The following is a 24,235-nucleotide window of genomic DNA, read 5'->3' as shown; positions in this document are numbered from 1 at the left end:
TAGCATGTAAACACACAATTGGGCGCGGCAAGATTTGCCGTGCCTCAGCGTTCGGCGCGGTCCAGGAAGGCTTGCTTCCAACGGGAAATCGTAACGTCGCCAAACAATCCGGCGTCACTAAAAGGGTCAGCGCGCAGAAACTCCTCGGCCTCTTCGCGCGTGTCCACGTCTATGACAATCAGGCCGCCATTGAATTCCCCATTGTCGTCCTGCAAGCCGCCCGAAGCTATCAGGATATTTCGGTGCGAGCGCAGGAAGGCATAATGTGCAACCCTGTTCGCTGCGCGAATCTCCTCCGCTCCGGGTTTGTCCCGCGTCATGATCATGTAGGCCATTGGATGTTCTCCCTTATACTGCGGTCAGACGACCGGCCAGGTCCCGCCCGATGAGGTATCCGAAAGTCAACGCCGGGCCGAGCGTGATACCGGCAGCCGGATAGGTTCCGGCCATGACGGAATTCATGTCGTTGCCACAGGCATAAAGCCCCAGGATAACAGCTCCGTCCTGATCGAGTACATGTGCGGTGCCGTCAGTCACCAGTCCACGCGTCGGCCCAATATCACCGGGATGGACTGTGATGCTGAAGAACGGTGCTTTTGTGATCGGGCCGAGACACGGGTTCGGCCTGTGTCCGGCGTCCCCCTGGGCACGGTCATAGGCGTTGCTGCCCTTGCCGAAATCCGGGTCTTCGCCTGCTGCGGCAAATCGGTTATGTTTTTCGACCTCATCCACTAGCGCGGCGGGGGAAACCCCGATCTGGGCGGCAAGATCCGTGATAGTGTCAGCCTTTTTCAGATAGCCGGACGCGATATATTTTGCCCGGGCTTGCAGGCCCGGGCGGACCAGTCCCATTCCGTAGCGGCGCAGGAATGCGGCGTCGCACACAAGATGAGCGGGCAGCGCCACAGCATCTGGCGCGTTCAGCATGCCCTGCACGAACGCGTGATAGGATGAGGCCTCATTCGTGAATCGGCGCCCGTTCCGGCCCACGGCGATCAGGCCCGGTTTGGGGCGGTCCAGAAAAAGGTGGGGGAAGCGGATTTTCTGACCCTGGGGTGTTACATGTTGAGAGACCGGGGCGTAGTTCGCTCCGTCCTCGACATTATCGTCCAGCACCGCCCCCAGTTTGAGGGCCAGGCGGATCATCTCTCCCGTATTTTCCTTGGGGGCCATGGTAAGATGCATATCGGGCGTTTTCAGATCCGGCGCCATCATCTGCGCGTTGGCAGCCGCGCCGCCGGTTGCAAGAACAATGCCAGTTCTGGCGCGGACGGTTGCCTCCTGATGATTGCGGCGCACCTTCAAGGTATTGGCACGGCCATCGTGGCGCTGAATCTCTAGCGTCTCGGTCGCGTTCCAGAACTCGACCCCGGCATCCAGCGCTGACTTCATCAATTGCGCGACAAGCGCATTGCCCATCAACACGCGCGTCCCGCGCCCATAACGCAGCCTGTCCCGCAAGAAGCCGGCCATCAGCCCAACAGATTTGGCGAAATCCTGCGGTGTGCGGAACGTGCCAAGCAGGTGATCGATCTCGGCCCGGCCGACCATAAGCCCGTTGAACACCATGAATTCGCGCAGGGGGAAGCGCACTTTGCGGAACCATTTCCCAAGCCGTCTGCCGTCATAGACTTGTGGGTCCATCGCTCGCCCGCCCAGAACCGCGCCCTCCAGATCCGGGTAGTAGTCCGGCGCCAGGGCGCGCGGCACCAGGCGCAATTCGGAATGGCGGTGCATGAAGTTTACCATTTCCGGCCCATGTGCGAGGAAGCTGTCCACCAGATCTTCCCGGTACCGATTTCCGAGTACGTTGCGCAGATAGGCGCGTGCCGCATCCGGTGAATCGTCGATCCCGACATCCTTCATTCCGGCATTGCACGGAATCCAGACGACACCGCCCGAAATCGCCGTACTGCCGCCGAAGACCGGGGCCTTTTCGATCACCAACACCTTGCATCCGCCCTGGGCTGCGGAAAACGCTGCAGCCAGGCCGGCTGCTCCGGAGCCCAGCACACAGACGTCGAATTCATGTAGTTCCTGTCTCAAGTCATTCCCCCCGCTCATCGGTGTGTACTGGCGCGTCCGATGAGAATTCGACTTAACAAGCGTAAAATTCTAGAATATGTCAAGTGGGGAGAGGGGGAAATCATCATGCGGACAACACTTGTAACTGGCGCAGCACGAGGGATCGGGCGTGCCATCGCCGAACGGCTCCTGGAGGATGGCCACAATATTCTGGCCAGCGATATGCTGTCGGACGCGCTCGACAGCCTGCGCGACACATATCCGGATCGGGTAGAGGTGATCCGTCAGGACATTACCGAAGCGGATGCTCCCGACGCTGCCGTGACACTTGCGATGGAAAGGTTCGGAAGGCTTGACGGGCTGGTGAACAACGCAGGAGTGGGGCATTCCAGGCCGGTTCACGAAGTCGATGACGAGATGCTTGACCGGTTCCTGGCGGTCAACGTACGCGCCCAATTCCGATTTGCCCGCAGCGCCCTGAATGCATTCGGCGCAGGCGGAAACATCATCAACATTGCATCCATCTTCGGTTTGCGCAGTAGCGTCGGCTCCGGGCCCTATGCCATGTCAAAAGCCGCCATCGTGGGCCTGACGCGGCAACTGGCAACCGACTACGGGCCGCGAGGTATCCGCGCCAATGCCGTGGCGCCGGGCTTGATCGAGACGCCGATGACAGCCGATCGTATTCAGAATGACCGGGAGTTTCGGCGGATCATGGTCGATACGACCCCGTTCCCACGCGTGGGAACGCCAAACGACATCGCGAATGCGGTCGCCTTTCTCGCCTCTGATCAGGCCGCCTTTGTTTCGGGCCATGTGCTGGTCGTCGATGGCGGCTGGCTGGCCGGAAACAACCCACGGGACACTGGAGCGGAGAATATTCATGTCAGTTGAGCTTGATATGACAGGGCGCAAGGTCGTTGTCGCCGGAGGCGCCTCGGGGATCGGTCGCGCGACGGTGACATTGCTGCGGGCCGCCGGGGCACGCACCTGTATCCTGGACCTGGCGCCGGAAGACGCGGGCGGCGCACAGGACGAACGTATCGCGATGGATATCGCCGATGAATCTTCCGTCCAGTCGGCGCTGGGCCGCGCAGCGCAGGTGATGGGCGGGCTGGACGGTCTTGTGAATACGGCCGGTATATTTGATCCTTCAACCATTTCCGACACCGACCTTTCCTTGTGGAACCGGATGATCGCGGTGAACCTGACCGGGACCTATCTGCTGGCGCGGCACGCCATTCCGCTGCTCAGGAAACAGCAATCGGGCAGCATAGTCTTGCTGGCGTCGGGCGTTGCGCTTGTTCCGCCGGGACCGGGCTCCGCAGCCTACGTGGCGTCCAAGGGGGGTGTCCTTTCGCTCGGCCGAAGCCTCGCACGCGAGGCGGCACCGAAGATCCGCGTCAACTGCGTCTGCCCCGGCATGGTAGACACCCCGATGACCCGCACTGTCTTGCATGACAACAACAAGGTCCGGCCGGAGATCGTGGCGAACTACGCCCTGCAGCGCGCCGCAACGGCTGAAGAGATTGCGCAGGCGATCCTCTGGCTGACATCCTCTGCATCTTCCTACGTCACCGGCATCGCCATGCCGGTCGACGGAGGTCGGACCTTTCATTGACGACGGTTCAAAGGAAGCGCACCGTGCTGCTCAGGCAGCATCAGGCGATGGACAGGGCGGCGTTCAGCCATCATTGGCTGACCGTGCACGCCGCATTGGCCACGCGGCTGCCGGGTCTGGTGCGCTATGTGCAGAACCATGTGATCCGGGATGTATTTTGCCTGACCGGCAGGTGGTGCCGGCACGCCGGAATTGCCGAAATCACCTATGCCAACGATACCGCACTGGCGCTCGCGCAGTCCAGCCACCTCGGGGCTGTCCTTCTGCCCGCCGACGAACAGCGGTTTCTCTCGGAATGGACCGGCGCGATCACGACCCCGTCCGCGGCGCTGGACTCTGCGATGCCGGACAAGACCGTCCTCCTGCTCAGCGCTGGTAACGACCGACTGATCGACTCTTCCGGGGTGCGGAGTTTGCGCAGGTTTCTGCCGTCGGGCGCGAGGATCGAGATCGAGCCCGTCGAGGCTCACCTGACGCGCATGACGCTTCCGGCCGATCCGATCCGGCCTCGAATGATCGTCTATTTTCAGGGACTGGACCCGGACATCTGGCGGGACGGATCAGATCTTTCCGCTGCGGTCGCGCATCTGGTTGGTCCGCAAGGGGATGCAGTGGCCTATCTGGTTGACGAAAGGGTCCTGCTGGGCGGGTGAATGCGCCCCTGCGGACGGGTCAGGCGGAGCATTCTCACGGGGCGGGTGCGGCCTGCGGAGCAGACATGATCAGCTGTCGCGGTGATGTGCCGGGACCTCGGCCATACGCATGGGCGCGGGAACATCACCGCCACCGGCCTGTTTAAAGGCAACCGGGTCCAGAATGGTCCCGAACCGAGGAGGACGAACCATGAAAGTATCGGAAATCATGTCTCGGCACCCGATCACGGTCGCACCCGACCAGACGCTCGGCGAGGCTGCGGAACTCATGCAACGAATCGACGCCGGATTTCTGCCAGTGGGCCAGGACGACCGGCTTGTTGGAATGCTGACCGACCGGGACATCGCCATTCGCGGCATCGGCGCGGGCAAGGGCCCCGACGCCAGGGTCAGCGACGCGATGACCAAGGATGTTCGCTATTGCTTCGAGAATGACGAGATCGAGGCGGTGGCGCGGAACATGGGTGACCAGCAGGTGCGCCGCGTGCCAGTGGTCGACGAAGGCAAACGGCTCGTGGGCGTGCTCTCCGTCGGCGACATCGCGGTGCGCCGGGATGCCCTGACCGCAGGCACCACGCTTGAGGATATCGCCCAGCCGGCCGGTTCGCATGACTGATGGCGAGCCGGGAACGGGGCGCGGCTCGCTGCCGCGCCCCGCTCTGCCTGTCGGGAAGGCTTGCCTTGCCGTCCTGACACGGGGGCGAAACGCCCGAGGTTTCGATCATGTCCGACATCCCTGATCCCGCCGGCAACGTCGCTCGGCGCCTGCCGCCTTTTCCCGACTGGAAGGACCACGCGCTGTTTGTGGATTTCGACGGAACGCTGGTGCCCATCGTCGAGCGGCCGCAGGATGTGCGCCTTTCCGACTCGACGCGGCAGCTGCTCCTGCGTGTGATCCGCGCATCGGATGGTGCCGTCGCCGTGCTGTCGGGCCGCGCGCTCGAAAGCCTTGCGGGACATCTGCAAGGGCTTCCGCTGGCGCTGTCGGGGTCTCACGGTCTGGAACGTCTTCTGCCGGACGGTCGGTCGGTGATGGCGGAAGACGGCGCGCCCGCCGAAGCGCTGGAGAGGGCCTTCGCCGGGCTCAAGCCGTTCGCGCGGAGCGAGGGTCTGCTTCTGGAACACAAACCGGGCGCCGTGGCGCTGCATTACCGCAACAGGCCGGATCGCGCAGAGATCTGCCAGGCCGCCGTCGCCCGGGTGGCCGAGGCGCAAGAGCTGCGCGTCCTGCATGGCAACATGGTCAGCGAGGCGGCGCTCGCCGGTGTGGACAAGGGCCACGCGTTGCGCGGGTTCCTTGCCGAGGCGCCCTTTGCGAACCGCATCCCGATCATGGTCGGCGACGACACGACCGACGAGGACGGCTTTCGCGCGGCCCAGGAACTGGGCGGGTTCGGGGTGCGGATCGGGCAGGCCGGCACCGTGGCACGCTTCCAGGTGCCCCGGATGGAGGACGCGCTGTCCTGGCTTTCGGCAAGCCTGGAGGCAGAGCCTGAGCGGCGGTGACCGCCCAATCATTTCCCGGGCGCGACGACTGACTGTGCCGGCGCTGGAACATCTCGCCTCCGCGCCGGTTAGACAGTTCAGGGACCGTGGAACTCCATGGTCACTGCGAAAGGGGAGCAAATGCCGCCGAGACTCATCGCCGTTTCCAACCGGATTCCGACAGGGAGCCCTTCCTCCGGCGGGCTCGTCGTCGCGCTCCGCGATGCCCTTTCCGCATCGGGGGGGCTGTGGATCGGCGCCCATCCCGATCCGGGAACCGGATTGGAAGAGATGGAAGAGGTCTCCGGCGGGGGCTGCAGGTGCCTGGCCTTTCGCCTCAGTGAAGAAGAGATTTCGGATTATTACCTGGGCTACGCCAATTCGGTGCTCTGGCCGCTTTGTCATCGGCGGGTTGATCTGGTCGAGATGCCATCCACCTACGAGGAACGCTATCGCGCGGTAAACGCCCGGGTTGCGAAGTTGATCGCGCAGGTGGCGCGGCCCGACGATCTGATCTGGGTCCATGATTATCACTTTTTCCCGCTGGCCAGCGAATTGCGGGCGCTGGGTCTGGCCAACAGGATCGGGTTCTTTCTGCACATTCCCTTTCCATCGCTGGGCGATCTGTCCGTGCTGTCGCAGCCAGAGGATTTCGCCGACTGGCTGGCGGACTACAATCTGCTGGGCTTGCAGACGCGCGGCGATGTCGCGCGGTGCCTGGAAATGTACCGCGCCGATCCTCGTGCCGAATTCATGCCCGACGGCACGGTGAAGATGCAGGGTCGCATCACCTCGGTCCGGTCCTTCCCGATCGGCATCGACGTCGACCATTTTCGTGAACTGGCCGGGGTCGGGGGCCGCAACCCCTTTGGTCGCGAGGCCCCAGACGGCTTCGTCATCGGCGTTGACCGCCTCGACTATTCCAAGGGCATCCCCAACCGCTTCCGCGCCTTCGGCCGCTATCTCAAAACCCGGCCCGAGGGCACCCGACCTTGCCTGGTGCAGATCGCGCCGCCGACGCGGGAAAGAGTGCAGGCCTATCAGGACATCACCAGCGAACTGGAAGAGATCGCCGGGCGCCTAAACGGCGCATTCGCCGAGCTGGACTGGACCCCGATCCGCTATATTCACCGCAGCATCGACCGTTCCGTACTGGCGCGGCTGCACCGGATGGCGCGGGCCTGTGCGGTCACGTCACTGGCCGATGGCATGAACCTCGTGGCCAAGGAATTCGTCGCCGCCCAGGATCCGGAGGATCCGGGCGTGCTGATCCTTTCGCGTTTCGCCGGCGCGGCGGAAGACATGACCGAGGCGCTTCTGGTCAACCCCTACGACATAGAGGAGATGGCCGCGGCGATCCATCAGGCCCTCGAGATGCCGTTGGACGAGCGCCGGGCCCGCCACGCCGCCTGCATGGAGGTCGTAAGGCGCACCGACGCCACGCGCTGGGCCGCACAGTTCCTGGCTGCCCTGCGCACCTGTATGCCCACGCTGAGCCCGCAGGTCGCGCGCCTCTCGTCGTCGCATCGCCGCCATCGGGCGGTGCCGGACGAGAAGCCGGACAGGGTGGACGAGCCGTTGAAATGAGCTGCCCCGCCCGCCGGCCGGAAAGCGGGCTCCTCCGCCTGGAACACTTCCCGGCCTGGCGTGTTTGTAGGGCAGACAGACTCGGAGTTCGCATGACCTTTTCCCAGATGCCTCCAACAGCACTGCATCCGCCCCGGCTTTTCCGGCAGGCCGGGGCACCGCCCCAGCACCCGCCGGCCGGAATCCCGCCGGTCCCGGGGCCGGATATCATGCCGCCGCCCGAGGCGCCCGATCGGCCGGACCTGCCCGAGTACGAGCCGCCGGGGCCCGACGAACTGCCCGAGCAGGAGCCGGACCTGCCACCCGAACTGCCACCCGAGCAGGAGCCGGACCTCCCGCCGGACCCGCCGCCCGAGCAGGAGCCTGACATTCCGCCGGAATTGCCGCCCGAGCGGTTGCCATTCAGCAGCCGGCGGCTTTCGCCCGGCGGGGGAGAGACCCATGCGCGAGGCTGAGGACAGGCTGACTGAACTGGAAGGCCGGCTCATCTCGCATCGCCGCCTTTTGGCGCACCTGCTGACCGGCATGGATCCCGCCGTGCGGGCCGGTCATCTGCGCTGGATCTCCGAACGCGAGATCGTGCATGACGGGCAGGAAGATCCCGGCGCGGTGCCCACCGGTACCGAAGCGTTACCCCTGAGCATCGCCGATGAATTCCGGGAAATCGCCGCCCTCGTCCGCCTGCGGTCTTCTGACAACGGATGATGCTCGCGGCTGCCACCGATACTTCAGGGAGCATGATGATGGGCCGACTGGAATTTCGGGTGTTCGGCGACGATCTGGGCAATTCGCGCGCCACGCTGCGGCAGGGCTATCGCGTCCGGGGTCATGAGATGCGCGACGATCTTTACCTCCTGGGCGGCGACCCGGCTCTGGTCTTCAAGCTGCGCGGTGCGTCGGCGCTCGATCTGAAAAGACATGTGGCGCGGGACGCTGCGTTCGACAGGTGGGAAGCGGTCGGATGCGTCACTCTGCCCGCCACTGGCGCCGATCTCGCCGCCACCTTCACCGGCCTGCCGCCTTTCGATCCGGCGCGGGGTCATGACGCGGAGGCGGTCGTCGCGGCCTTCGTCCACGCGGGCCATCGCGCCATTCCGGTGCGAAAGGAACGGACGCAGTACGAGGCGGATGGCTGTCTTGCGGAAATCACCAGGGTGTCAGCCGGCCCTGGCGTGACCTCCTGGACAGTCGCCATCGAAGGCGAGGACAAGGCGGCGCTCGAGGATCTCAGGCAGCGCCTCGGCCTGACGGCATTTCAGAACGTCAGCTATCCGCAATGGCTCGGGGCATTGACGCAGCGCGAGCGTCACTGAGGCCTCGGGCGGCATATCCACATCACGGTCTCGCCGTTCCTGCACGGTCGCCGAAACCGCGGCGGATTTCAGCATCATCAACGGGAACACTTCGCCGTCTGGCGGGTTGAGAACCGCATGACCCGCACAAAGCCGCTCGGAACAATCGCGTCGGACGCCTCCGGCCCTGCACTGGCCGGACATCTCCTCGCTCCCGCCGCCGGGGCGAGGCGCCGTGGGTTTACCCTTGTGGCCGTGGCCCTGTTCACCGCAGGATGCGAAGGGCGTCAGTCCGCGCTGGCGCCGGCCGGCGCGGATGCAGAGGCGCTGCATCTTCTGTTTACCTCCATGCTGGCCGGAGCCGCTGTGCTGTGGCTCGGGATGAACGGTCTTTTCTACTGGTTCAGCCGGCGCAGCCCCGCCGCCTTTCCGGAACATCACGCGCGGCGTCTGATCCTGTTCGGCGGCGTCTTCGCGCCCACGCTGATCGTGGGCGGTGTGCTGGTCTGGGGTCTCTCGCTGCTGCCCGACCAGCGCGCGCCGGGAGAGGGGCTGCGCATCTCCGTCACCGGCGAACAATGGTGGTGGCGGGTTGAATACCTGCCCGAGGGGGACGCCGGGCCGGTGATTTCGGCCAATGAGATCCGGCTGCCCGCCGGAGAGCGGACCGAGTTCCTGCTGACCGCCGACCGCTTTATCCATTCCTTCTGGATTCCCGCGCTCGGCGGCAAGATGGACATGTTTCCCGGCCGCGAGACGCGGATGAGCCTCAAGCCCGAAACCCCCGGCACCTATCGCGGCCAATGCGCCGAGTTCTGCGGGGCGAGCCATGCCTGGATGGCCTTCGAGGCCGTGGTGATGCCGCCAGAGGATTTTGCCGCCTGGCTCGAGGCCGAGGCACAGGATGCCCGCGCGCCGCAAAGCGAGTCCGCACGCAGGGGCCTCGAGATTTTTCGCCGCGAGGGCTGCGGAGCGTGCCACAGCATCCGCGGCACCGAGGCCGTCGGCCAGGTGGGCCCGGACCTGACCCATGTCGGCGCGCGTCACTCCATCGGCGCGGGGCGGCTTGGTGCCTCGCTCGACGACATCGCGCTCTGGGTCGCCCATACCGGAGAGCTGAAGCCCGAGGTCCAGATGCCAGCCTTCCCGCATCTCGAACCCGCCGAGTTGCAGGACCTCGCCCGTTATCTGAAGGAGCTGGAATGATCCTCCGCCGCACGACCCCGCCCCGCCGTCCGGAGCCGCAAGGCACCTATCCGCCGACCGAGGCGATGCTGGACGAGCCGGTTCCCGAAGACCTGCGCAAGGCGCAGGCGGGGCGCCTGCGCGCGGCCTGGAAGGCGCCCGAGGGCTGGCGCTACTGGTCGGCGGTCAACAACACCGAGATCGGCAAGTGGTATTCGCTGACCGCGTTCTTTTTCATGCTTTGCGCCGGTGTGCTCGCGCTGATCATCCGCCTGCAACTGGCGGTGCCGGAAAGCGGCCTGGTTTCCTCGGACCGGTTCAGCCAGCTTTTCAGCATGCATGGCTCGGCCATGATGTTCCTCTTTGCCGTACCGATGTTCGAGGCGATCTCGATCCTGATGCTGCCGGGCTTCCTGGGCTCGCGCGACATGCCGTTTCCGCGCCTTTCCGCCTTCGGCTACTGGTGCTTCCTGATCGGAGGCGTCTTCGTGCTGGGCTCGGTCCTTTTCGACGCCGCCCCCCGCGCGGGCTGGTTCATGTATCCGCCGCTTGCCACCGAGGACGAAGGCCCGGGCAGCGACATCTGGCTTCTGGGTCTCAGCTTCATCGAGATCGCCTCGATCGCGGCGGCGGTGGAGCTGATCGTCGGGGTGCTGAAATGCCGCGCGCCGGGAATGCGGGTCAACCTCATGCCACTCTATGCCTGGTATGTGCTGGTGGTGGGCGGCATGATCCTCTTTGCCTTCCCGCCGCTCATCGCGGGTGACTTCCTGTTCGAGCTCGAGCGCAGCTTCGACTGGCCGTTCTTCGATCCCGAACGCGGCGGCGACCCGATGCTCTGGCAGCATCTGTTCTGGATCTTCGGCCACCCGGAGGTTTACATCATCTTCCTGCCCTCCATCGCCATCGCCGCGATGATCGTGCCGACCGTCGCGCAGCGGCCCATCGTCGGCTATTCCTGGATCGTGCTGTCGGCCGTCGGCACCGGCTTTCTCAGCTTCGGGCTATGGGTGCATCACATGTACACCACCGGTCTGCCCGGCCTTTCGCTGGGCTTCTTCTCGGCCGCCTCCGAGGCGGTGGTGATCCCCACCGGCGTCCAGCTCTTCGCCTTTCTGGCGACGCTCGTGGCCGGGCGCATCCGCATGATCCTGCCAATGCTCTGGATCGCGGGGGCGCTGGCGATCTTCACCATGGGCGGGCTGACGGGGATCATGCTCGCCCTCGCGCCTTTCGACTTTCAGGTCCACGACACGTATTTCGTTGTCGCCCATCTGCATTACACGCTTTTCGGCGGAATGGTCTTTCCGGTGATCGCGGGGGTCTATTACTTCTATCCGTTCATCGCCAAGAAGATGCTTTCCGAGCGATTGGGCCGCTGGGCCTTCTGGCTGATCTTCACGGGCTTCAACGTCACCTTCCTGCCGATGCATTACACCGGGCTTATCGGGATGCCGCGGCGGGTCTTCACCTACCGCGAGGGACTGGGGTGGGAGATCCCGAACCTGATCTCCTCGGTGGGGGCCTTCGTTATCGCCGCAGGTTTCGTGGTCTTCGTGTGGGATCTGATCCGCCCGAAGGGTGATCAGCCCCGGATCTCGCGCAACCCGTGGAAGGCCGGTACGCTGGAATGGGCGCATGACGTACCCGAGGAGTCCTGGGGCATCCGCTCCATCCCCCATGTAACGACCCGTTATCCGCTCTGGGATGACCCGAAACTGCTGGACCGCGTGGATGCGGGCCGCTTCTATCTGCCGGACGCGCAGGAGGGGCACCGCGAAACGCTGGTGACCTCGGTGATCGACGCCGAGCCGATCCTGATACAGCGGGTCAACACACCCACATGGATCACCCATCTCGCAGCGATCTTCACCGGCGGCGCCTTCATCTTTCCGACGTTCCATCTCTACACGCCCGGCATCGTCTCCGGCCTGCTCGCGGTCGCGTCGATCATCTGGTGGCTCTGGACATCGACCGCCCGGCCACCAGAGGCCGACAGCAAGGACGCGGGCCTTGGCCTGCGCCTGCCGACCTATGTATCGGGGCCGGATTCGACAGGCTGGTGGGCGGTCTGGATCACCATGCTGGGTGATGCGACGGCCTTTGCCTCGATCGTCTTCGGGTATTTCTTCTACTGGACGGCGCAACCCGATTTCCCGCCACCGGGCGCGCGTCACGCGGGGGCGGGCGCCGTCGCGCTGGCCTGTGCCGGGTTCGTCGCGGGCTGGGTGTTCACCGTCGCGGCGCGCCGGCTGAACCGCGCTGGCCGGATCGGCGCGGCGCGCGGGGCGCTGGCGCTCGCGCCGCTGTCCACGGCGGGCGGCATCGCGGCACTGATCGTCGCGGTTCTGCCGCTGGAACCCGCCACCCATGTCTATCCGGCACTGATCTGGGCGCTCGCGGTGTGGATCGCGGTCCATGCCGCTGTCGGGATCGTGATGCAGCTCTACTGTCTCGCGGGCAGTTTCCTGGGCAAGCTCACGCCCCGCTATGACGCCGATATCTGGAACGTGTCGCTATTCTGGCATTTCTTCGTGCTCTCCGCGCTTGTCGCCTGTGCGCTGGTGGGCCCGGTCGCGAGGCTGCTATGACGGAACAGGAATATCAGCCCCACGCCGAAGAGGAGCGCCGGGAGTTCGCCGCGGAATCCGAGAGCCTCTGGCGGCTCACCCTCGCGCCCGTGACCTGGGCGCTGCATCTGGTGCTGTGCTATGCCACGGTCTCGCTGGCCTGCGCCCGTCAGCTTTTCCCGGTCGATACCGCGCGGATCTGGCTGATCGGCGCCACGGTGCTGGCGCTCGCCCTGATCGGCTGGCAGGGCTGGCGGGCGCTGCAGCAATGGAACGTGCGCAATACTGGCGCGCTGTCGCATCCCGAAGGCAAGGCGGAAGACCGGCACCAGTTTCTCGGCCACGCAACCTTCCTTATCGCGCTGATCTCCGCCATCGGCACGGTCTTCACCTCGCTGCCGCTCCTGCTGCTGGAGGGTTGTCGATGAAGCCTGCGGCGCTTCTCTCCGGCCTCGGCCTGCTTGCGCTCCTTTGGGCGGCGCCGCTCGAAAGCTGGCTGCCCGCTTTCCCCGTGCACATGCTGCGGCACATGGGGCTGGTGGCGGTGGCGGCGCCGCTGCTGGTGCTGGGCCTGCCGGGGATCGCGCGGCATATCGCCCTTCAGCCGCTGCCCGCCGCGGCGCTGGAATTCGTCGTGGTCTGGGCCTGGCATCTGCCTGCCGCACACGGGCTGGGGCGCGCCGGCCCCACGGGTTTCGCTCTGGAACAGGCGAGCTTCCTTGCGGTCGGCGCGCTGGTCTGGGCCGGCTGCCTGCACGCGGGATCCGCGCTCGCGGGGGCGGGCGGGCTGCTTCTGACCTCGATGCATATGACGCTGCTTGGCGCGCTGCTTATCCTCGCCCCGCGCGATCTCTATGCCGGGATCTGCGGAACGGCGCCCGATCTGACGGGGCAGCAGGCAGGCGGCATGCTGATGCTCGCGATCGGCACACCCGTCTATCTGCTGGGCGGGCTCTTGCTGACCGGTCGGGCGCTGGCGGAGGAACCGGCATGAGACGCACCCTTTTCATCCTGGCGGCGCTGGCCGTGGCGGGCTTGGCTGCGGCGGGCTCGGTCGTGTCGCTCGGGCTCTACAATGTCTCCGCCCGCGCGGGGCATTTGCCGGGCGTGAGCTGGGTGCTGCACACCACCTTCCGCAACGCTGTCCGCTTGCGCGCCCCGGCAGAAGACGAGGTACCCGACCTGTCAGACCCGGCGCTGATTGCGCTGGGGGCAGGGCACTACGCCACCGCCTGCGCGCCCTGCCACGCGGGCCCCGATGGCAGCCGCACGGCGACCATGCGCGCCATGCTGCCTGTTCCGCCGCCGATCCGCGAGGCGGTGGCCGGCTGGCAGCCATCCCATCTGCACTGGATCGTCGAGAACGGCGTCAAGATGACCGGCATGCCCGGCTGGCCCGCAGGCGGCCGCGCGGATGAGGTCTGGGCGGTCGTCGCCTATCTGGACGCGGTGAAGCGGCAGGACGCCCCGCCGCTTCCGGAGGTGTCGGAGCAACAGCAGTCCGCACCGCCCGGCGCCGCCTATTGCGCAACCTGCCATGGCAGCATATCGGCCCACGTGCCACGGCTCGACATTCAGCAGCCGGGCTATCTGGCCGACACCTTGGATGACTACCTGACGGGTGCGCGCGCCAGTGGGATCATGCAGCAGGCCGTGAGCATGGTCCCGCCCGAGGCGCTTCCGGGTCTCGCCGCGCATTTCGCCGCCGGGCCAGCCGCCACCGCAGCCGCCGCAGTCGGCCCCACCGCCGGGGCGGCACTCGCCACCCGCGGTACGCGCGAGGTGCCCGCCTGCACCGCCTGCCACGGACCAGGCGCGCCCGTCGCGCAGCCGGAGGCCCCGGCGCTGGCCGGTCAGGATCGTGCCTTTCTGGCGGCCCAGCTGCGCCTCTGGCGCGACGGGGTGCGGCGCGGCTCTGACAAGATGAGCGCCGCCGCGCGGTCCCTTTCGGACGAAGAAATCGCGCTTCTGGCCGATTGGTACGCTGCGCTTCCACCTGATGGAGAGATAGAAGAATGACCCAAACGACCGGATCAGACGGTAACAAGGCGCCACCCGCCACCGTGCGGGAGGTGGTGGACCGTCTGCGCGACGCGGCGCAGGGCGACGAGACCTCTTTGGATGATGTGGTCAAAGGCCTTGGCCGGGCCTCCTTCGTTCCGGTTCTGATGGCGCCGGCCCTGGCGGTGGTCACCCCGCTTTCCGGCATTCCGCTGTTTTCGAGCATTTGCGGGATCATGATCATGCTGGTGGCCGGCCAGTTGCTGCTCGGGCGCAGCCACCTGTGGCTTCCGCGCTGGCTGACCCGACAGACAGTGCCGTCGGAGCGTCTGCGCGATGCGGCCGGGTGGTTGCGAGGCCCGGCCGACTGGATCGATCGGCACACCGGCAAGCGGCTGACGGCTCTGGTGTCGCCCCCGGCGCACCGGCTGATCTATCTGGCCTGCGCGCTTTGCGGCGCGGTCATGCCCCTGCTCGAGGTGGTGCCCTTTACCTCGTCTATCCTCGGGGTGGCGGTGACGCTGTTGTCGCTGACGCTTCTGGTGCGCGACGGCCTGCTCGCCGTGCTGGGCCTTGCTGTCATCGCGGGTGCCGTCGCGGTGGGCGTGACGATCGTGTGACGCAGCTTTCCGGGCCCCGTCGGCGGTGTTTACTGATAGGCCAGTGACCCCAGCGCCGACCACGCCTCGTTCATATCATCGAGGCGCCGCATCTCGTCCTCGGACAGCTCGAAATCGAAGACGGCGAAATTCTCTTGGATATGGCGCGCCGCGTTCGCCTTGGGCAACGGCACGGTTCCGCGCTGCAGGTTCCAGCGGATCATGACCTGCGCCGGGGTCCGGCCGTGGCGCCCGGCGATCTGCCCGAGTTGGGCGTCACCGAGCCGTTCGGCCCGGGTCAGCGGGCTGTAGGCCATGAGCACGATATCGCGGTCCTGATGATGCGCCTGCAGGTGATCGCTATGACCGAAGGGGCTCCATTCCACCTGGTTCACAACCGGCGCCTCGCCGAGCGCGACGGTCAGCTCGTCGACGAGGCCGGCAGTATAATTGCTCACGCCGATATCCCGCACAAGGCCGCTTTCCCGCGCAAGGATCAGCCCTTCCCACAATGCTTCGCCGGCCCCGCCCGGAGGCGGGCGGTGAATCAGCGTCAGATCCGCATGGTCGAGCCCGAGTTCGTCAAGATCCCGCCGCACCGCATCAAGAGGCACATCGTCCTCCTCGATCTTGGTGACGATGAAGATATCGTCGCGGGGCGCGCCGCTGCGCCGCAAACCTTCGCCAATGCCAGACTGGCTGCCATAATCGACAGCGGTGTCGATCATGCGGTAGCCGATCCGCAGCGCCTCTTCGACCGCACCTGCGGTGTCGTTCGTCAATTTCCAGGTTCCCAGGCCGAGGCACGGCAGCCGCCGGCCCGTCCTGAGCGCGATCGTGGAATGGGACATCGTGCTGTATCTCCTGATTGCGCGGCCGGCCTTGAGCGCCGGACCCCGCATTGCTGAACCGCCCAAAGCGCCCGGCGTTCCCGGTGCCCGGCGACGAAGGGCGCTTGTTCGCCGATCTATTTCGCGTCGGTCGGGTCCGGCGCCGGGCGCCGCAGGCCGGGCTGTTTCATCGACGACTTGCTGGGCGCGTTGACGTCGACCCGGTGATGACCGGCCGGGTCGATCTGCTGTTGCCGCTGATCAATGGTGCCGTCTTCGCGCTCCCGCTGCTCTCGGCTGTTCCGCGCTGTGGGCTCTTGCTCTGTCATGGCGTCCTCCTTTTCTTGGACTGAACGGCAAACAGCCTCTGCCCGAAAATGTTCCCGCCGGCAGGGCGCGGGAACATCGCACACGCCTTCCTGTTAAGAAGCCGAACGCGATTTGCGGCGCGGCTTCCGCACCGCCCTCCGGTAAAGGACCCAGCCATGATCCGAGACATCTGCCTTCAACTCGCCATTGGGATGCTGCTGGCCTCTGTGTTGTTGATCTTCGGTCTTTGCTACACGGGAGCCGGCGCGGGTGGCCTTTTGCGGGAAGCGCTGCGCCGGCCCGAGCAGATTCCGGCGATCTGGCTGGGCGCCGTCACGCCGTTCGCGATCGGCTTTCTGGCAACCGGGCTCTGTCTTTCGAACCGAGGCCCAAGCGGAGGTGCGCAGGCCGGGTGGCCTCGTCGAAGGCCGCGCCCCGGATCGCGAAAAGCGAGTTGCCGACGGGCAGAATGGCCCCGCGTTCCAATGAGCGAAAGAGGCACCAAGCGCGCGATTGCGGAACTCGGTCAGGGATAAATCAAATCGTCCCGCAATCGGGCCGGCGCATTCGCACCTGCTGCATCTCCGATGTTATCATTGATCAGCCGCGCGTCCGCGGGCAACGCTGATCTTCATGCCGTCCCGCGGCCATGTGGGAAAGTGATCCAGCGGGATGCGCAGATCCTGATCCGGCACGTCATAGGTCATCGCCGCCAAAAGCCCGATGGCCTCCGTCAGCAACGCGGTGCTCAGGTGTTCGCCGGGGCAACGGTGACCCGTTGCGAGGTCGCCGCCGCCCTGCGGCACCATCGCGTGATCCGGGCGGCCGGGGGCCAGATGCCTGGCGGGATCAAAGGTTTCCGGCTCTGCCCAGACAGCCCCGTCCCTGCAGGTGCCGTAGAGATCGAGGACAACCCAGTCGCCCGCGCGGAACGACCTTCCCCGCCAGTCGAAGGGCGCGCGCACCTTGCCTCCGATCACCGGGAAGAACGGGTAAAGGCGCCGGACCTCTTCTCCAACGGCGCGCGCGCCCTCTGCTTGGTTCGACGCCAGGAATGGCTTCACAGTCGCGGAGTGCACGTGCAGCGCGTGCGCGGCAAAGACGATATAGCGCCCGACGGCAACGATCGGACGCAGCAGGTTCAACAATTCCACCGCCGCGACCGCGTCGGAAAGATGCGAACCGTCGGCATCCTCGTGATGGGCCACCCGCCCGAGCGCCCCGTCACGGATAGGCCCGGTCCGGGCGTGCCGGATCTGCCGTCGCGCCCAGGTTTCCGAGCGATGGCGCAGGCGCAGCGCCCGCAGATAAGCCGGCCCGATGGAGCCGGCGGCCTCGATCATCGTCGAAAGCTCCTCGGCCCGCTCCGGAACGTCTTCTTGCTCCGGCGGAATGCCGCACCAGCGCAGGGCGGTGCGTGTCATGACCTCGGGCAGCGCATCGCGCAGGGCGATGGTGCGGCCTTGCCAATCGCGCATCGCCGCCGCCCACTCCTCGGCCAGAACCCAGCGCGCCAGATCCAGCCGCTCAGGCGTCATCAACTCCAGAAACATCGCCTTGCGGATGTGATGCGCCCTGCCGTCCAGCCCCTGTACGCTGCCACGATCCTGAAGCAGCGACACGACCGACCGGGGCATGGCGCCATTCCGGGTCATCCGACCGGGATGATAAAAGACATCGGCCGCTTCGGCGCCGCGCAGACATGTCACGGGGCGCAGCATCAGCCGCGTGGTGAATGTATCGCTGGCAAGCTGCGCACAGCGGTTTCCGATAAACGCATAGCCCTCGCGCAGAAAGCCCAGCGTGCTGTCGAACCCCGGCAAGGCCGGAATGCGCTGTTCATGGTGCATCGGGTCTTGCATTGTCTGTCTTCTCGCATGATGGGCAGGCGGGATGTGCCGCCTGCCCTGAAAGGTTACGCCGTGACAGTGGGACCGGCGGCTCAGGCCGCTTTGTTCAGCCGGCTTTCCGCGATTTGCGTCAGTTTGGAGTCGGCTGCCTTCTCCTCTTTCAGTGTCTGCGTCAGCAGGCTGACGCAGGAGTTCAGGTTCATCTCCTGCGACCAGGCGATAAGTGTGCCGTAGCGGGCAATCTCGTAGTGTTCGACGGCCTGCGCCGCCGCAGCGAGCGCCGCATCCAGCACGTCTTTGTCAGCGACATCTCCGGCCACTTCGTTGGCTTCCTTGATGATCCCGTCGATGGCGGGGCAGGTCTCGGTCTTCGGGTCTTTGCCCAGCTCGCCGAACACTTTTTCAAGCCGTTCAACATGGCCGCGGGTTTCTTCCAGGTGGTGTTCGAACCCCTCGCGCAGGCCCTGGTTGCTTGCCTTTTCGATCATCTTGGGCAGTGCCTTGAGGATCTGCTTTTCCGCATAGTAGATGTCCTGCAACGTGTGCAGATACAGATCTTCCAGTGTTTCGATATCCTTGGAGAACAGTGCCATGGTAATCGCTCCTTCCATTGGCGTTGGCTTTTATGGCACTGAAACAGAGCACATCGAACCTTGTTCCAGAGAAAGTTGCGACAGAAGAAGGAGTGTCATAAGGCAAGGCAAATCCACTCGCGGTTGTCGTCCGTATCGAAAGGGAAGACCGTCATGCGAAAGCGAAATCCATGATCGACAAGAACTGCCCGCAAGAGGCCGATGACAGGATCGAGCATGAGTTGCACCAACAGCTCAAGGCGATCCGCGACGAAACCGTACCGCAGCGCCTTCTCGAACTGGCGCTTGAGCTTCAGGCGAAGCTGAAGGACCGCGACGCCGGGGCCAAGTGACCCTGTCGCCGTCCAATGCCCCGCCGCTCGGAGGGGAATCTACCGCCGCGGGCCGTTCCGCGTGGTAGACCTCTGGCGTGCGATACGCGACGAGGCGGCTCTGAAGGGAGCAGACGACGAAGAACTTGGAAAAGCGCGTTGTCGGCACCAAAAGCTGGCCAGTCAACTGGAAGCGATCCGCCGGGAAGATACGCCCGACAAACCGCTTGCCCTCGCCCGCCATCTTCAGGAACGTTTGGCCTGCCAGTCGGAAAACAACTGACACGGCAGCGGTCAGCGGAGTTCTGCCACTTGCCGGGGGCGTCCGCCCGCAATCCTGTATCTTGCTTCGAAATTATCTTCTCAAGGGAGATAATCACTCTACCATCGCGAGAGAAACGATAGAAACGAGTGTTCATGATGGTGATGACACCATTGCACAACCGTCGCGTATTGATTGCTGAAGATGATTTCCATCTCGCCTGGGATCTTGCACGCTGCTTTGAGGAAGCGGGGGCGGAAATTCTCGGGCCCACGCCCACGCTCGGGCGCGCCGAACGCCTTGCGCCATTCGCGGAAGCTGCCGTGCTGGACATCAATCTGAGGGGCGAACTGGTGTTCCGGCTGGCAGACGGGCTGAAATGCCATGGCGTGCCCTTCGTCTTCTACTCGGCCAGTGACGAAATCGAATTGCCATTGCGCTTCAGGTCGGTCGACCGGCTGCACGAACCGAACGAGGCGGTCGCTATGGTCCAACAGCACCTTCTTGCGGCTACCGGCGACGATGTCGTTGATCTGCTGCCAAAGCTCCGGCTGATGGCGCGCTTGATATACAACGACGCGGATATCGCCGATCGCCTGGTCGAACGTTGCCTGCGACTCGCGATCACGCGCCAGTCCGAAAAAGTCCCCACGGAACCGACTGAGGACTGGCTCAGCGCCCTGTTGTTGGAGGTTGCCGGCACGTCAGGCCGGACCCTTTTGAACTGACACCCGGCGCTCGCAGGCTGGCGCGGCTGTATGGGCGCCGGGCGGGCGTTTCGAACCGAAGTTCAGACCAGCACGGGCTGTCCGTTTCCGGCGGTGATTCCACCATCCACCGGCAGGGCGACGCCGGTAATGAAGCTTGCCTCGTCGCTGGCGAGAAAGGCGATGGCGGCCGCCACCTCATCGGCGGCGCCGATGCGTCCCAGCGGGATGCTGGCGCGCAGCTTTTCCATCAGATCGCCGCGGCGCTCGACCTCGCGGCTCATCTCGGTATGGGTGATCGTCGGGCAGACGGCGTTCACACGCACACCGCGCCGACCGAAGTCGATGGCCTGCGCGTTCGTCAGCCGGACCGCGGCGCCCTTGGCGGCGTTGTAGGCCTGCATCGCACGGTCTCCGCCCAGCCCCGCCACCGAGGTGACGTTGACAACGGCACCGCCGTGTCGCTCCAGGTGCGGGCGCGCCGCGTCGGTGAGGAAGTGGATGCCATGCACATCCGCCTCGAAATGCGCGCGCCACACCGCTTCCGGCATCTCTTCGGACGCCTCGGTCACGGGGTAGCCGGCGCAATTGACCAGTACATCGAGCCGTTTCTGCCACCGAAGGGTTTGGTCGACGATTTCATCGGCGGATTCCGAACACGCGACGTCGCAGCGCAACTGCTTCATTTGCCGGGCGGGAAGATCGCGCAGGCTCGGCTGCGACGGCTCCTTGTCGACCAGCATGACATGCGCGCCTTCGCGTACCAGCCGCCGGGCCGTCGCGGCCCCTATCCCAGAGGCCGCGCCCGTCACGATGGCGGCGCGGCCCTTGAATCTTTCCGGCCAGACCTGTGTCATTCGCGGATCTCGAATTCACCGCAGGCGATCCGGCCGCCGGCGTCACCGGAGGGCTGGGATTCATAGTCGTCCACGCCCTCGTGAATTACGAATGCCGCGCCGTCGCTGTCCATCAGGTCGCGCTCCACCTCGAGGAATGGCAGAAATATCTCCTCTTCGCCGGTGCTGTCGCTGGTCACCGTCAGGTTCGGCATGTCACCCGGATGAGGGCCGCCATCAATCTCGACACCATGCGAGCGATCACCGGCGATATGCCCACCGGCGGATTCGAAACCTTCCTCCGAACAGTCGCCTGTCTCGTGCAGATGGATGGCGTGGATGCCTTGCGGCAGCCCCATGAGCGTGAGCGTCGCGACAGCCACGCCCGAGGAGGTGTCGCGAACATGCACGGCGCCCAGATCGTTGCCGTCACGGTCCCGGACTTGCGCGGTCACTTCGGCGGCACCGGCCGCCGTTGCAAGGAACCCGGAGGCGAGAACCGTAGTCAGAATGAATTTCATCACAATCTCCTTTTCGGCTGGCTCCCCGGCGGGCCGGACTTGGCCGCCGGGGTAGCACTGCACAAACAGCCGGTCCGCCTCGATGTTCCCGAAGCGGGGCCGATCCGGTTTCGCGCGCAAAAAAACGCGCAAAAGGGGCCATGCCCGGAACATTGCGGCCCCGGCCATGTTGACGGCCTGAAAGAAGGAGCCCCGACATGGCGGAACATGAAAAACGAAAGACCGACCGGCAAAGAGCGTCCGGAGCTGCTGCGGCGGATCGCCTGCGTGATCGCATCGACCGGGGCGGCACCGGCGACAAGGTTGCGTTCACCGACCCCGCCGCCGCGCCGCTGGGTACCGACGACGAAGCCGCCGGTACCGCGCCGACCATGGCGCAGGTGGACATGGCCGAAGCGCATGAAGCGTCGAGGGGGGCGCCACGCTCTGGAAAACCGACGATCCCCGAACGCCAGAACAGGGCATCCGGTCGCACAACCATCATCGCGATGGTTGTGGCCGTAGGCCTGGCCGGCGTCGCGCTGGCGCTCTGGTTCGGGTGACGCACCCCCTGCAAAGGAAGGAAAGAACGTGACACAATATTCGACTGACCGCGTACAGGATCAACAACCGGGCCTCGAGGCCGAAATGTCGCCCCGGCCCGAATACGCGCCGCGTTACCCCGGCTCCGGGCGTCTCGAGGGGAAGGTCGCGCTGATTACCGGCGGGGATTCCGGGATCGGCCGCGCCACGGCCGTTCTGTTTGCGCGCGAGGGCGCCAAGGTGGCCTTCGTCTTCAAGACGGAAGTCGCGGATGCCGCAGAAACGGTCGGAGCCATCTCGGAGGAGGGCGGCGGAGCGCTCTCGATCCAGGGGGATGTCGGCGACCGGTCTTTCTGCCATGACGCGGTGCGCCAGACGATCGACCGGTTCGGCAGGCTGGACATACTCGTCAACAACGCGGCGGAGCAGCATGCCCAGGAGGCCTTCGAAGATGTCTCCGAAACCCAGATCGAACAGACCTTCCGCACCAATATCTTCGGGCAGATGTTCATGGTGCAGGCCGCGCTGCCGCATTTGCCGCGAGGGGCCTGCATTATCGGCCTCACCTCGGTCACGGCATATCGGGGGCAGGATCTGCTGATCGACTATTCCGCGACCAAGGGCGCCATCCTGTCGTTCATCCGCGCGCTCGCCCACAAGCTGGCGGATCGGGGCATCCGGGTAAACGGTGTGGCGCCGGGCCCGATCTGGACCCCGCTGATCCCCGCGTCCTTCCCGCCCGAGAAGGTGGAAAGTTTCGGCAAGAACAGCACGCTCGGCCGGCCCGGGCAGCCCAACGAGGTTGCCCCGTCGCTGCTGTTCCTGGCTTGTGACGACAGTTCCTACATGACCGGGCATGTCCTGCACCCGGACGGGGGCGAGGCCGTGGCGGACTGAAACAGGGCCGGTGTATCGCTCTGGAAAATATCGAGGGCGGTCTTGTTCAGACCGTCCGCACCGAAAATGTGAAACAGGCCACCGTCGGCAGATGCCACGACCAGGACAGGGCGAACCGCCGCATCCATCCCGACCGCAGCCAAGGCGATGCCCCCCGCAACTGTCAGCGTTCTGGCGCGCGCCAAGCGCCCGACGATTGCGCGGTCAGCCTCCGCGTCCTGACCGTCTGTGTGACCCCGTCGCCGGCGCCCCGCGCCGGCGAGTGAGGCCCGGGGTGCTTGCCGGCATTCATTTCCGCGATCTCGATCTGCCGAAGAATAATGCCGGGGCGTAGCGCCTTCGCGGGCCTCTCCGCTCTGCCGTCCGCGGGTGTGCCCGGTCGGCGATGTGCCGCCCATGCCGAAAAGGAACGGAACCATCGGTGCGATGTCACGTTCCGGACTCGATAGGTAGGGAGATGGCCAATGTCTAGAATCACCAGTGAGGACACGGTTTCTGGCGCAGTCGTCGACTATATCCCCGCGCTTCGATCTTACGCATGGTCGCTGACCCGCCGCTGGGAAGACGTTGACGATCTGGTCCAGGACACATTGACCAAGGCAATCGCGAATACGCACCGCTTCCGCGAGGGCACCAACCTGCGCGCCTGGTTGATGACCATCATGCGCAATACTTTTCTGAATCAGATCGCGAAATCGTCTCGCGAAAGAACCGGCGCAGCGGAATGTGTGTCGAGCATACCCACGGTTCCGGGAACGCAGGAATGGTACATCCGCGGGAATGAGATGATGGCCGCCATAACGCTGCTGCCCGCGCACTACCGCGAAATGCTGATTCTGGTCGTGATGCTCGGCGAAAGCTATCAGTCCGCCGCCGAGATTTGCGGTGTCGCCGTGGGCACCGTCAAAAGCCGGGTCAACCGGGCACGCGCGCTGGTGCTGGAGCAAATGGGGGAAACCACGCTCGAAGACGGCTGAACCCTGTGATCGGGTCATCTTGGAACAATGCCGCGCGCTGCCGGTTCCGGGGATGACCGCCTTGGAAACCTGCACAAGGAGATTACGATGAGCGAAGCAACAGCCACCACCGATCATCAGGCGATCCGCGACTGGGCCGAAGCACGCGGCGGCCATCCGGCCCGCGTTCGCGGCACCGGCGGCAGCGGCGTGCTGCGCATCGATTTCGATCCGCCGGAAGACGACCTCGAAGCCATCCCGTGGGATGAGTTTTTCGAAGTCTTCGACGATCGCCGCCTTGCGTTCCTGCATCAGGACAAGACCGAAGATGGCGCCACCAGCCGGTTCAACAAACTCGTAAACCGGGACACGGCCGATACCGGCTAGGCGCTGCCGTGAAACGGCCCTTGCACGCGCCCGCGAAGGGCGCGCGTGAATTCAGAAAACAGATTGATCGGAAACATTCGCCCGACACGCTTGTTGTACCCGTACAAGCCCGAATTCCCGGGCTTCACATCCAACGGGAGATCTGCCCCATCCGACCCTGCGCGCGGCCATATGCCCAGCCCGATTTTCGCCCCGGCGAACGCGGCCCTCCGCCGAGAGCATCTTCCGACGGTGCG

General features: G+C 65.2%; 30 protein-coding genes. 22 read left to right on the top strand and 8 right to left on the bottom strand.

The genetic code is table 11. The features are described 5' to 3' along the window. Positions 1–44 precede the first annotated feature (44 nt). Together GGR17_RS12970 and GGR17_RS12965 are read right to left on the bottom strand one after the other, a co-directional pair. Complete coding sequence (locus tag GGR17_RS12970) at positions 45–335, bottom strand: YciI family protein (RefSeq protein ID WP_054539934.1); 291 nt, start codon at positions 333–335, stop codon at positions 45–47. A gap of 13 nt (positions 336–348) precedes the next feature. Then, a complete protein-coding gene (locus GGR17_RS12965) occupies positions 349–2,046 on the bottom strand; it encodes an FAD-dependent oxidoreductase (RefSeq protein ID WP_162231834.1) in 1,698 nt (565 codons plus the stop codon). Positions 2,047–2,151: 105 nt separating this feature from the next. Between GGR17_RS12965 and GGR17_RS12960 the strand changes: the two genes are divergently transcribed. The 15 genes from GGR17_RS12960 (at position 2,152) to GGR17_RS12890 (ending at position 15,039) form a co-directional block, all read left to right on the top strand. Beyond that, the gene (locus GGR17_RS12960; protein ID WP_162231833.1) at positions 2,152–2,919 is read left to right on the top strand and encodes an SDR family NAD(P)-dependent oxidoreductase; all 768 of its coding nucleotides are present in this window, start codon (positions 2,152–2,154) and stop codon (positions 2,917–2,919) included. Further along, positions 2,909–3,646, top strand: a complete 738-nt coding sequence (locus tag GGR17_RS12955; RefSeq protein ID WP_054539931.1) for an SDR family NAD(P)-dependent oxidoreductase — start codon at positions 2,909–2,911, stop codon at positions 3,644–3,646. Before GGR17_RS12960 ends, GGR17_RS12955 begins: the two co-directional genes overlap by 11 nt. A gap of 23 nt (positions 3,647–3,669) precedes the next feature. Continuing rightward, positions 3,670–4,299, top strand: coding sequence for an EthD domain-containing protein (locus GGR17_RS12950; RefSeq protein WP_054539930.1), 630 nt, complete (start codon positions 3,670–3,672; stop codon positions 4,297–4,299). Between the two features lie 190 nt (positions 4,300–4,489). Continuing rightward, positions 4,490–4,915: a CBS domain-containing protein gene (locus GGR17_RS12945; RefSeq protein ID WP_054539929.1), complete on the top strand. Its 426-nt coding sequence runs from the start codon at positions 4,490–4,492 to the stop codon at positions 4,913–4,915. A gap of 107 nt (positions 4,916–5,022) precedes the next feature. Next, positions 5,023–5,805, top strand: a complete 783-nt coding sequence (gene otsB, locus GGR17_RS12940; protein WP_054539928.1) for a trehalose-phosphatase — start codon at positions 5,023–5,025, stop codon at positions 5,803–5,805. A gap of 120 nt (positions 5,806–5,925) precedes the next feature. Continuing rightward, positions 5,926–7,371 carry an alpha,alpha-trehalose-phosphate synthase (UDP-forming) gene (locus GGR17_RS12935; RefSeq protein WP_082386681.1) on the top strand — a complete coding sequence of 482 codons (1,446 nt, stop codon included), beginning with the start codon at positions 5,926–5,928 and terminating at the stop codon, positions 7,369–7,371. 107 nt (positions 7,372–7,478) lie between these two features. Then, complete coding sequence (locus tag GGR17_RS12930; RefSeq protein WP_157445616.1) at positions 7,479–7,826, top strand: hypothetical protein; 348 nt, start codon at positions 7,479–7,481, stop codon at positions 7,824–7,826. Further along, positions 7,813–8,076, top strand: coding sequence for a hypothetical protein (locus GGR17_RS12925; RefSeq protein ID WP_054539926.1), 264 nt, complete (start codon positions 7,813–7,815; stop codon positions 8,074–8,076). Before GGR17_RS12930 ends, GGR17_RS12925 begins: the two co-directional genes overlap by 14 nt. Positions 8,077–8,114: 38 nt before the next feature. Beyond that, positions 8,115–8,684, top strand: a complete 570-nt coding sequence (locus tag GGR17_RS12920; RefSeq protein WP_157445615.1) for a hypothetical protein — start codon at positions 8,115–8,117, stop codon at positions 8,682–8,684. 117 nt (positions 8,685–8,801) lie between these two features. Next, positions 8,802–9,869: a cytochrome c oxidase subunit II gene (locus GGR17_RS12915; RefSeq protein WP_082386680.1), complete on the top strand. Its 1,068-nt coding sequence runs from the start codon at positions 8,802–8,804 to the stop codon at positions 9,867–9,869. Next, a complete protein-coding gene (ctaD, locus tag GGR17_RS12910) occupies positions 9,866–12,439 on the top strand; it encodes a cytochrome c oxidase subunit I (protein ID WP_054539923.1) in 2,574 nt (857 codons plus the stop codon). The genes GGR17_RS12915 and ctaD overlap by 4 nt, the downstream gene beginning before the upstream one ends. After that, a complete protein-coding gene (locus GGR17_RS12905; RefSeq protein ID WP_054539922.1) occupies positions 12,436–12,846 on the top strand; it encodes a hypothetical protein in 411 nt (136 codons plus the stop codon). The genes ctaD and GGR17_RS12905 overlap by 4 nt, the downstream gene beginning before the upstream one ends. Then, positions 12,843–13,412: a cytochrome c oxidase assembly protein gene (locus tag GGR17_RS12900; protein WP_054539921.1), complete on the top strand. Its 570-nt coding sequence runs from the start codon at positions 12,843–12,845 to the stop codon at positions 13,410–13,412. The genes GGR17_RS12905 and GGR17_RS12900 overlap by 4 nt, the downstream gene beginning before the upstream one ends. Next, complete coding sequence (locus tag GGR17_RS12895; RefSeq protein ID WP_054539920.1) at positions 13,409–14,437, top strand: c-type cytochrome; 1,029 nt, start codon at positions 13,409–13,411, stop codon at positions 14,435–14,437. Before GGR17_RS12900 ends, GGR17_RS12895 begins: the two co-directional genes overlap by 4 nt. After that, on the top strand, positions 14,434–15,039 hold the full coding sequence (locus GGR17_RS12890) for an exopolysaccharide biosynthesis protein (protein WP_054539919.1): 606 nt from the start codon (positions 14,434–14,436) through the stop codon (positions 15,037–15,039). The genes GGR17_RS12895 and GGR17_RS12890 overlap by 4 nt, the downstream gene beginning before the upstream one ends. 29 nt (positions 15,040–15,068) lie before the next feature. On the opposite strand, the gene GGR17_RS12885 is transcribed toward GGR17_RS12890, so the two are convergent. The 4 genes from GGR17_RS12885 to GGR17_RS12870 all read right to left on the bottom strand — a co-directional run bounded on the left by GGR17_RS12885 (position 15,069) and on the right by GGR17_RS12870 (position 18,600). Then, positions 15,069–15,869, bottom strand: coding sequence for an aldo/keto reductase (locus GGR17_RS12885; protein WP_054539918.1), 801 nt, complete (start codon positions 15,867–15,869; stop codon positions 15,069–15,071). A 116-nt stretch (positions 15,870–15,985) separates the two neighbouring features. Then, positions 15,986–16,177: a hypothetical protein gene (locus tag GGR17_RS12880; RefSeq protein ID WP_054539917.1), complete on the bottom strand. Its 192-nt coding sequence runs from the start codon at positions 16,175–16,177 to the stop codon at positions 15,986–15,988. Positions 16,178–16,750: 573 nt separating this feature from the next. Beyond that, a complete protein-coding gene (locus GGR17_RS12875) occupies positions 16,751–18,019 on the bottom strand; it encodes a cytochrome P450 (RefSeq protein ID WP_054539915.1) in 1,269 nt (422 codons plus the stop codon). 80 nt (positions 18,020–18,099) lie between these two features. After that, complete coding sequence (locus tag GGR17_RS12870; protein ID WP_054539914.1) at positions 18,100–18,600, bottom strand: YciE/YciF ferroxidase family protein; 501 nt, start codon at positions 18,598–18,600, stop codon at positions 18,100–18,102. Between the two features lie 170 nt (positions 18,601–18,770). On the opposite strand from GGR17_RS12870, the gene GGR17_RS12865 reads away from it, so the two are divergent. The 3 genes from GGR17_RS12865 to GGR17_RS12855 all read left to right on the top strand — a co-directional run bounded on the left by GGR17_RS12865 (position 18,771) and on the right by GGR17_RS12855 (position 19,901). Further along, positions 18,771–18,932, top strand: a complete 162-nt coding sequence (locus tag GGR17_RS12865; protein WP_157445614.1) for a hypothetical protein — start codon at positions 18,771–18,773, stop codon at positions 18,930–18,932. A gap of 61 nt (positions 18,933–18,993) precedes the next feature. After that, a complete protein-coding gene (locus GGR17_RS12860) occupies positions 18,994–19,194 on the top strand; it encodes a hypothetical protein (RefSeq protein ID WP_157445613.1) in 201 nt (66 codons plus the stop codon). 134 nt (positions 19,195–19,328) lie between these two features. After that, on the top strand, positions 19,329–19,901 hold the full coding sequence (locus tag GGR17_RS12855; RefSeq protein WP_054539913.1) for a response regulator: 573 nt from the start codon (positions 19,329–19,331) through the stop codon (positions 19,899–19,901). Positions 19,902–19,963: 62 nt separating this feature from the next. Here GGR17_RS12855 and GGR17_RS12850 read toward each other — a convergent pair whose 3' ends face one another. Beyond that, a complete protein-coding gene (locus tag GGR17_RS12850; RefSeq protein WP_054539912.1) occupies positions 19,964–20,737 on the bottom strand; it encodes an SDR family NAD(P)-dependent oxidoreductase in 774 nt (257 codons plus the stop codon). Next, positions 20,734–21,237, bottom strand: a complete 504-nt coding sequence (locus GGR17_RS12845; RefSeq protein ID WP_054540482.1) for a superoxide dismutase family protein — start codon at positions 21,235–21,237, stop codon at positions 20,734–20,736. Before GGR17_RS12845 ends, GGR17_RS12850 begins: the two co-directional genes overlap by 4 nt. Before the next feature lie 197 nt (positions 21,238–21,434). Between GGR17_RS12845 and GGR17_RS12840 the strand changes: the two genes are divergently transcribed. The 4 genes from GGR17_RS12840 to GGR17_RS12825 all read left to right on the top strand — a co-directional run bounded on the left by GGR17_RS12840 (position 21,435) and on the right by GGR17_RS12825 (position 23,999). Then, complete coding sequence (locus GGR17_RS12840) at positions 21,435–21,779, top strand: hypothetical protein (RefSeq protein WP_054539911.1); 345 nt, start codon at positions 21,435–21,437, stop codon at positions 21,777–21,779. A 28-nt stretch (positions 21,780–21,807) separates the two neighbouring features. Continuing rightward, on the top strand, positions 21,808–22,656 hold the full coding sequence (locus GGR17_RS12835) for an SDR family oxidoreductase (protein WP_255353447.1): 849 nt from the start codon (positions 21,808–21,810) through the stop codon (positions 22,654–22,656). 464 nt (positions 22,657–23,120) lie between these two features. Further along, on the top strand, positions 23,121–23,633 hold the full coding sequence (locus GGR17_RS12830) for a sigma-70 family RNA polymerase sigma factor (RefSeq protein WP_054539909.1): 513 nt from the start codon (positions 23,121–23,123) through the stop codon (positions 23,631–23,633). Between the two features lie 87 nt (positions 23,634–23,720). Continuing rightward, positions 23,721–23,999: a bifunctional DNA primase/polymerase gene (locus GGR17_RS12825; protein WP_054539908.1), complete on the top strand. Its 279-nt coding sequence runs from the start codon at positions 23,721–23,723 to the stop codon at positions 23,997–23,999. Positions 24,000–24,235: the final 236 nt, after the last annotated feature.

It is taken from the genome of Actibacterium naphthalenivorans, assembly GCF_014196965.1.
GTDB lineage: Bacteria > Pseudomonadota > Alphaproteobacteria > Rhodobacterales > Rhodobacteraceae > Actibacterium_A > Actibacterium_A naphthalenivorans.
This window is presented reverse-complemented; position numbering and strand designations above follow the sequence as displayed.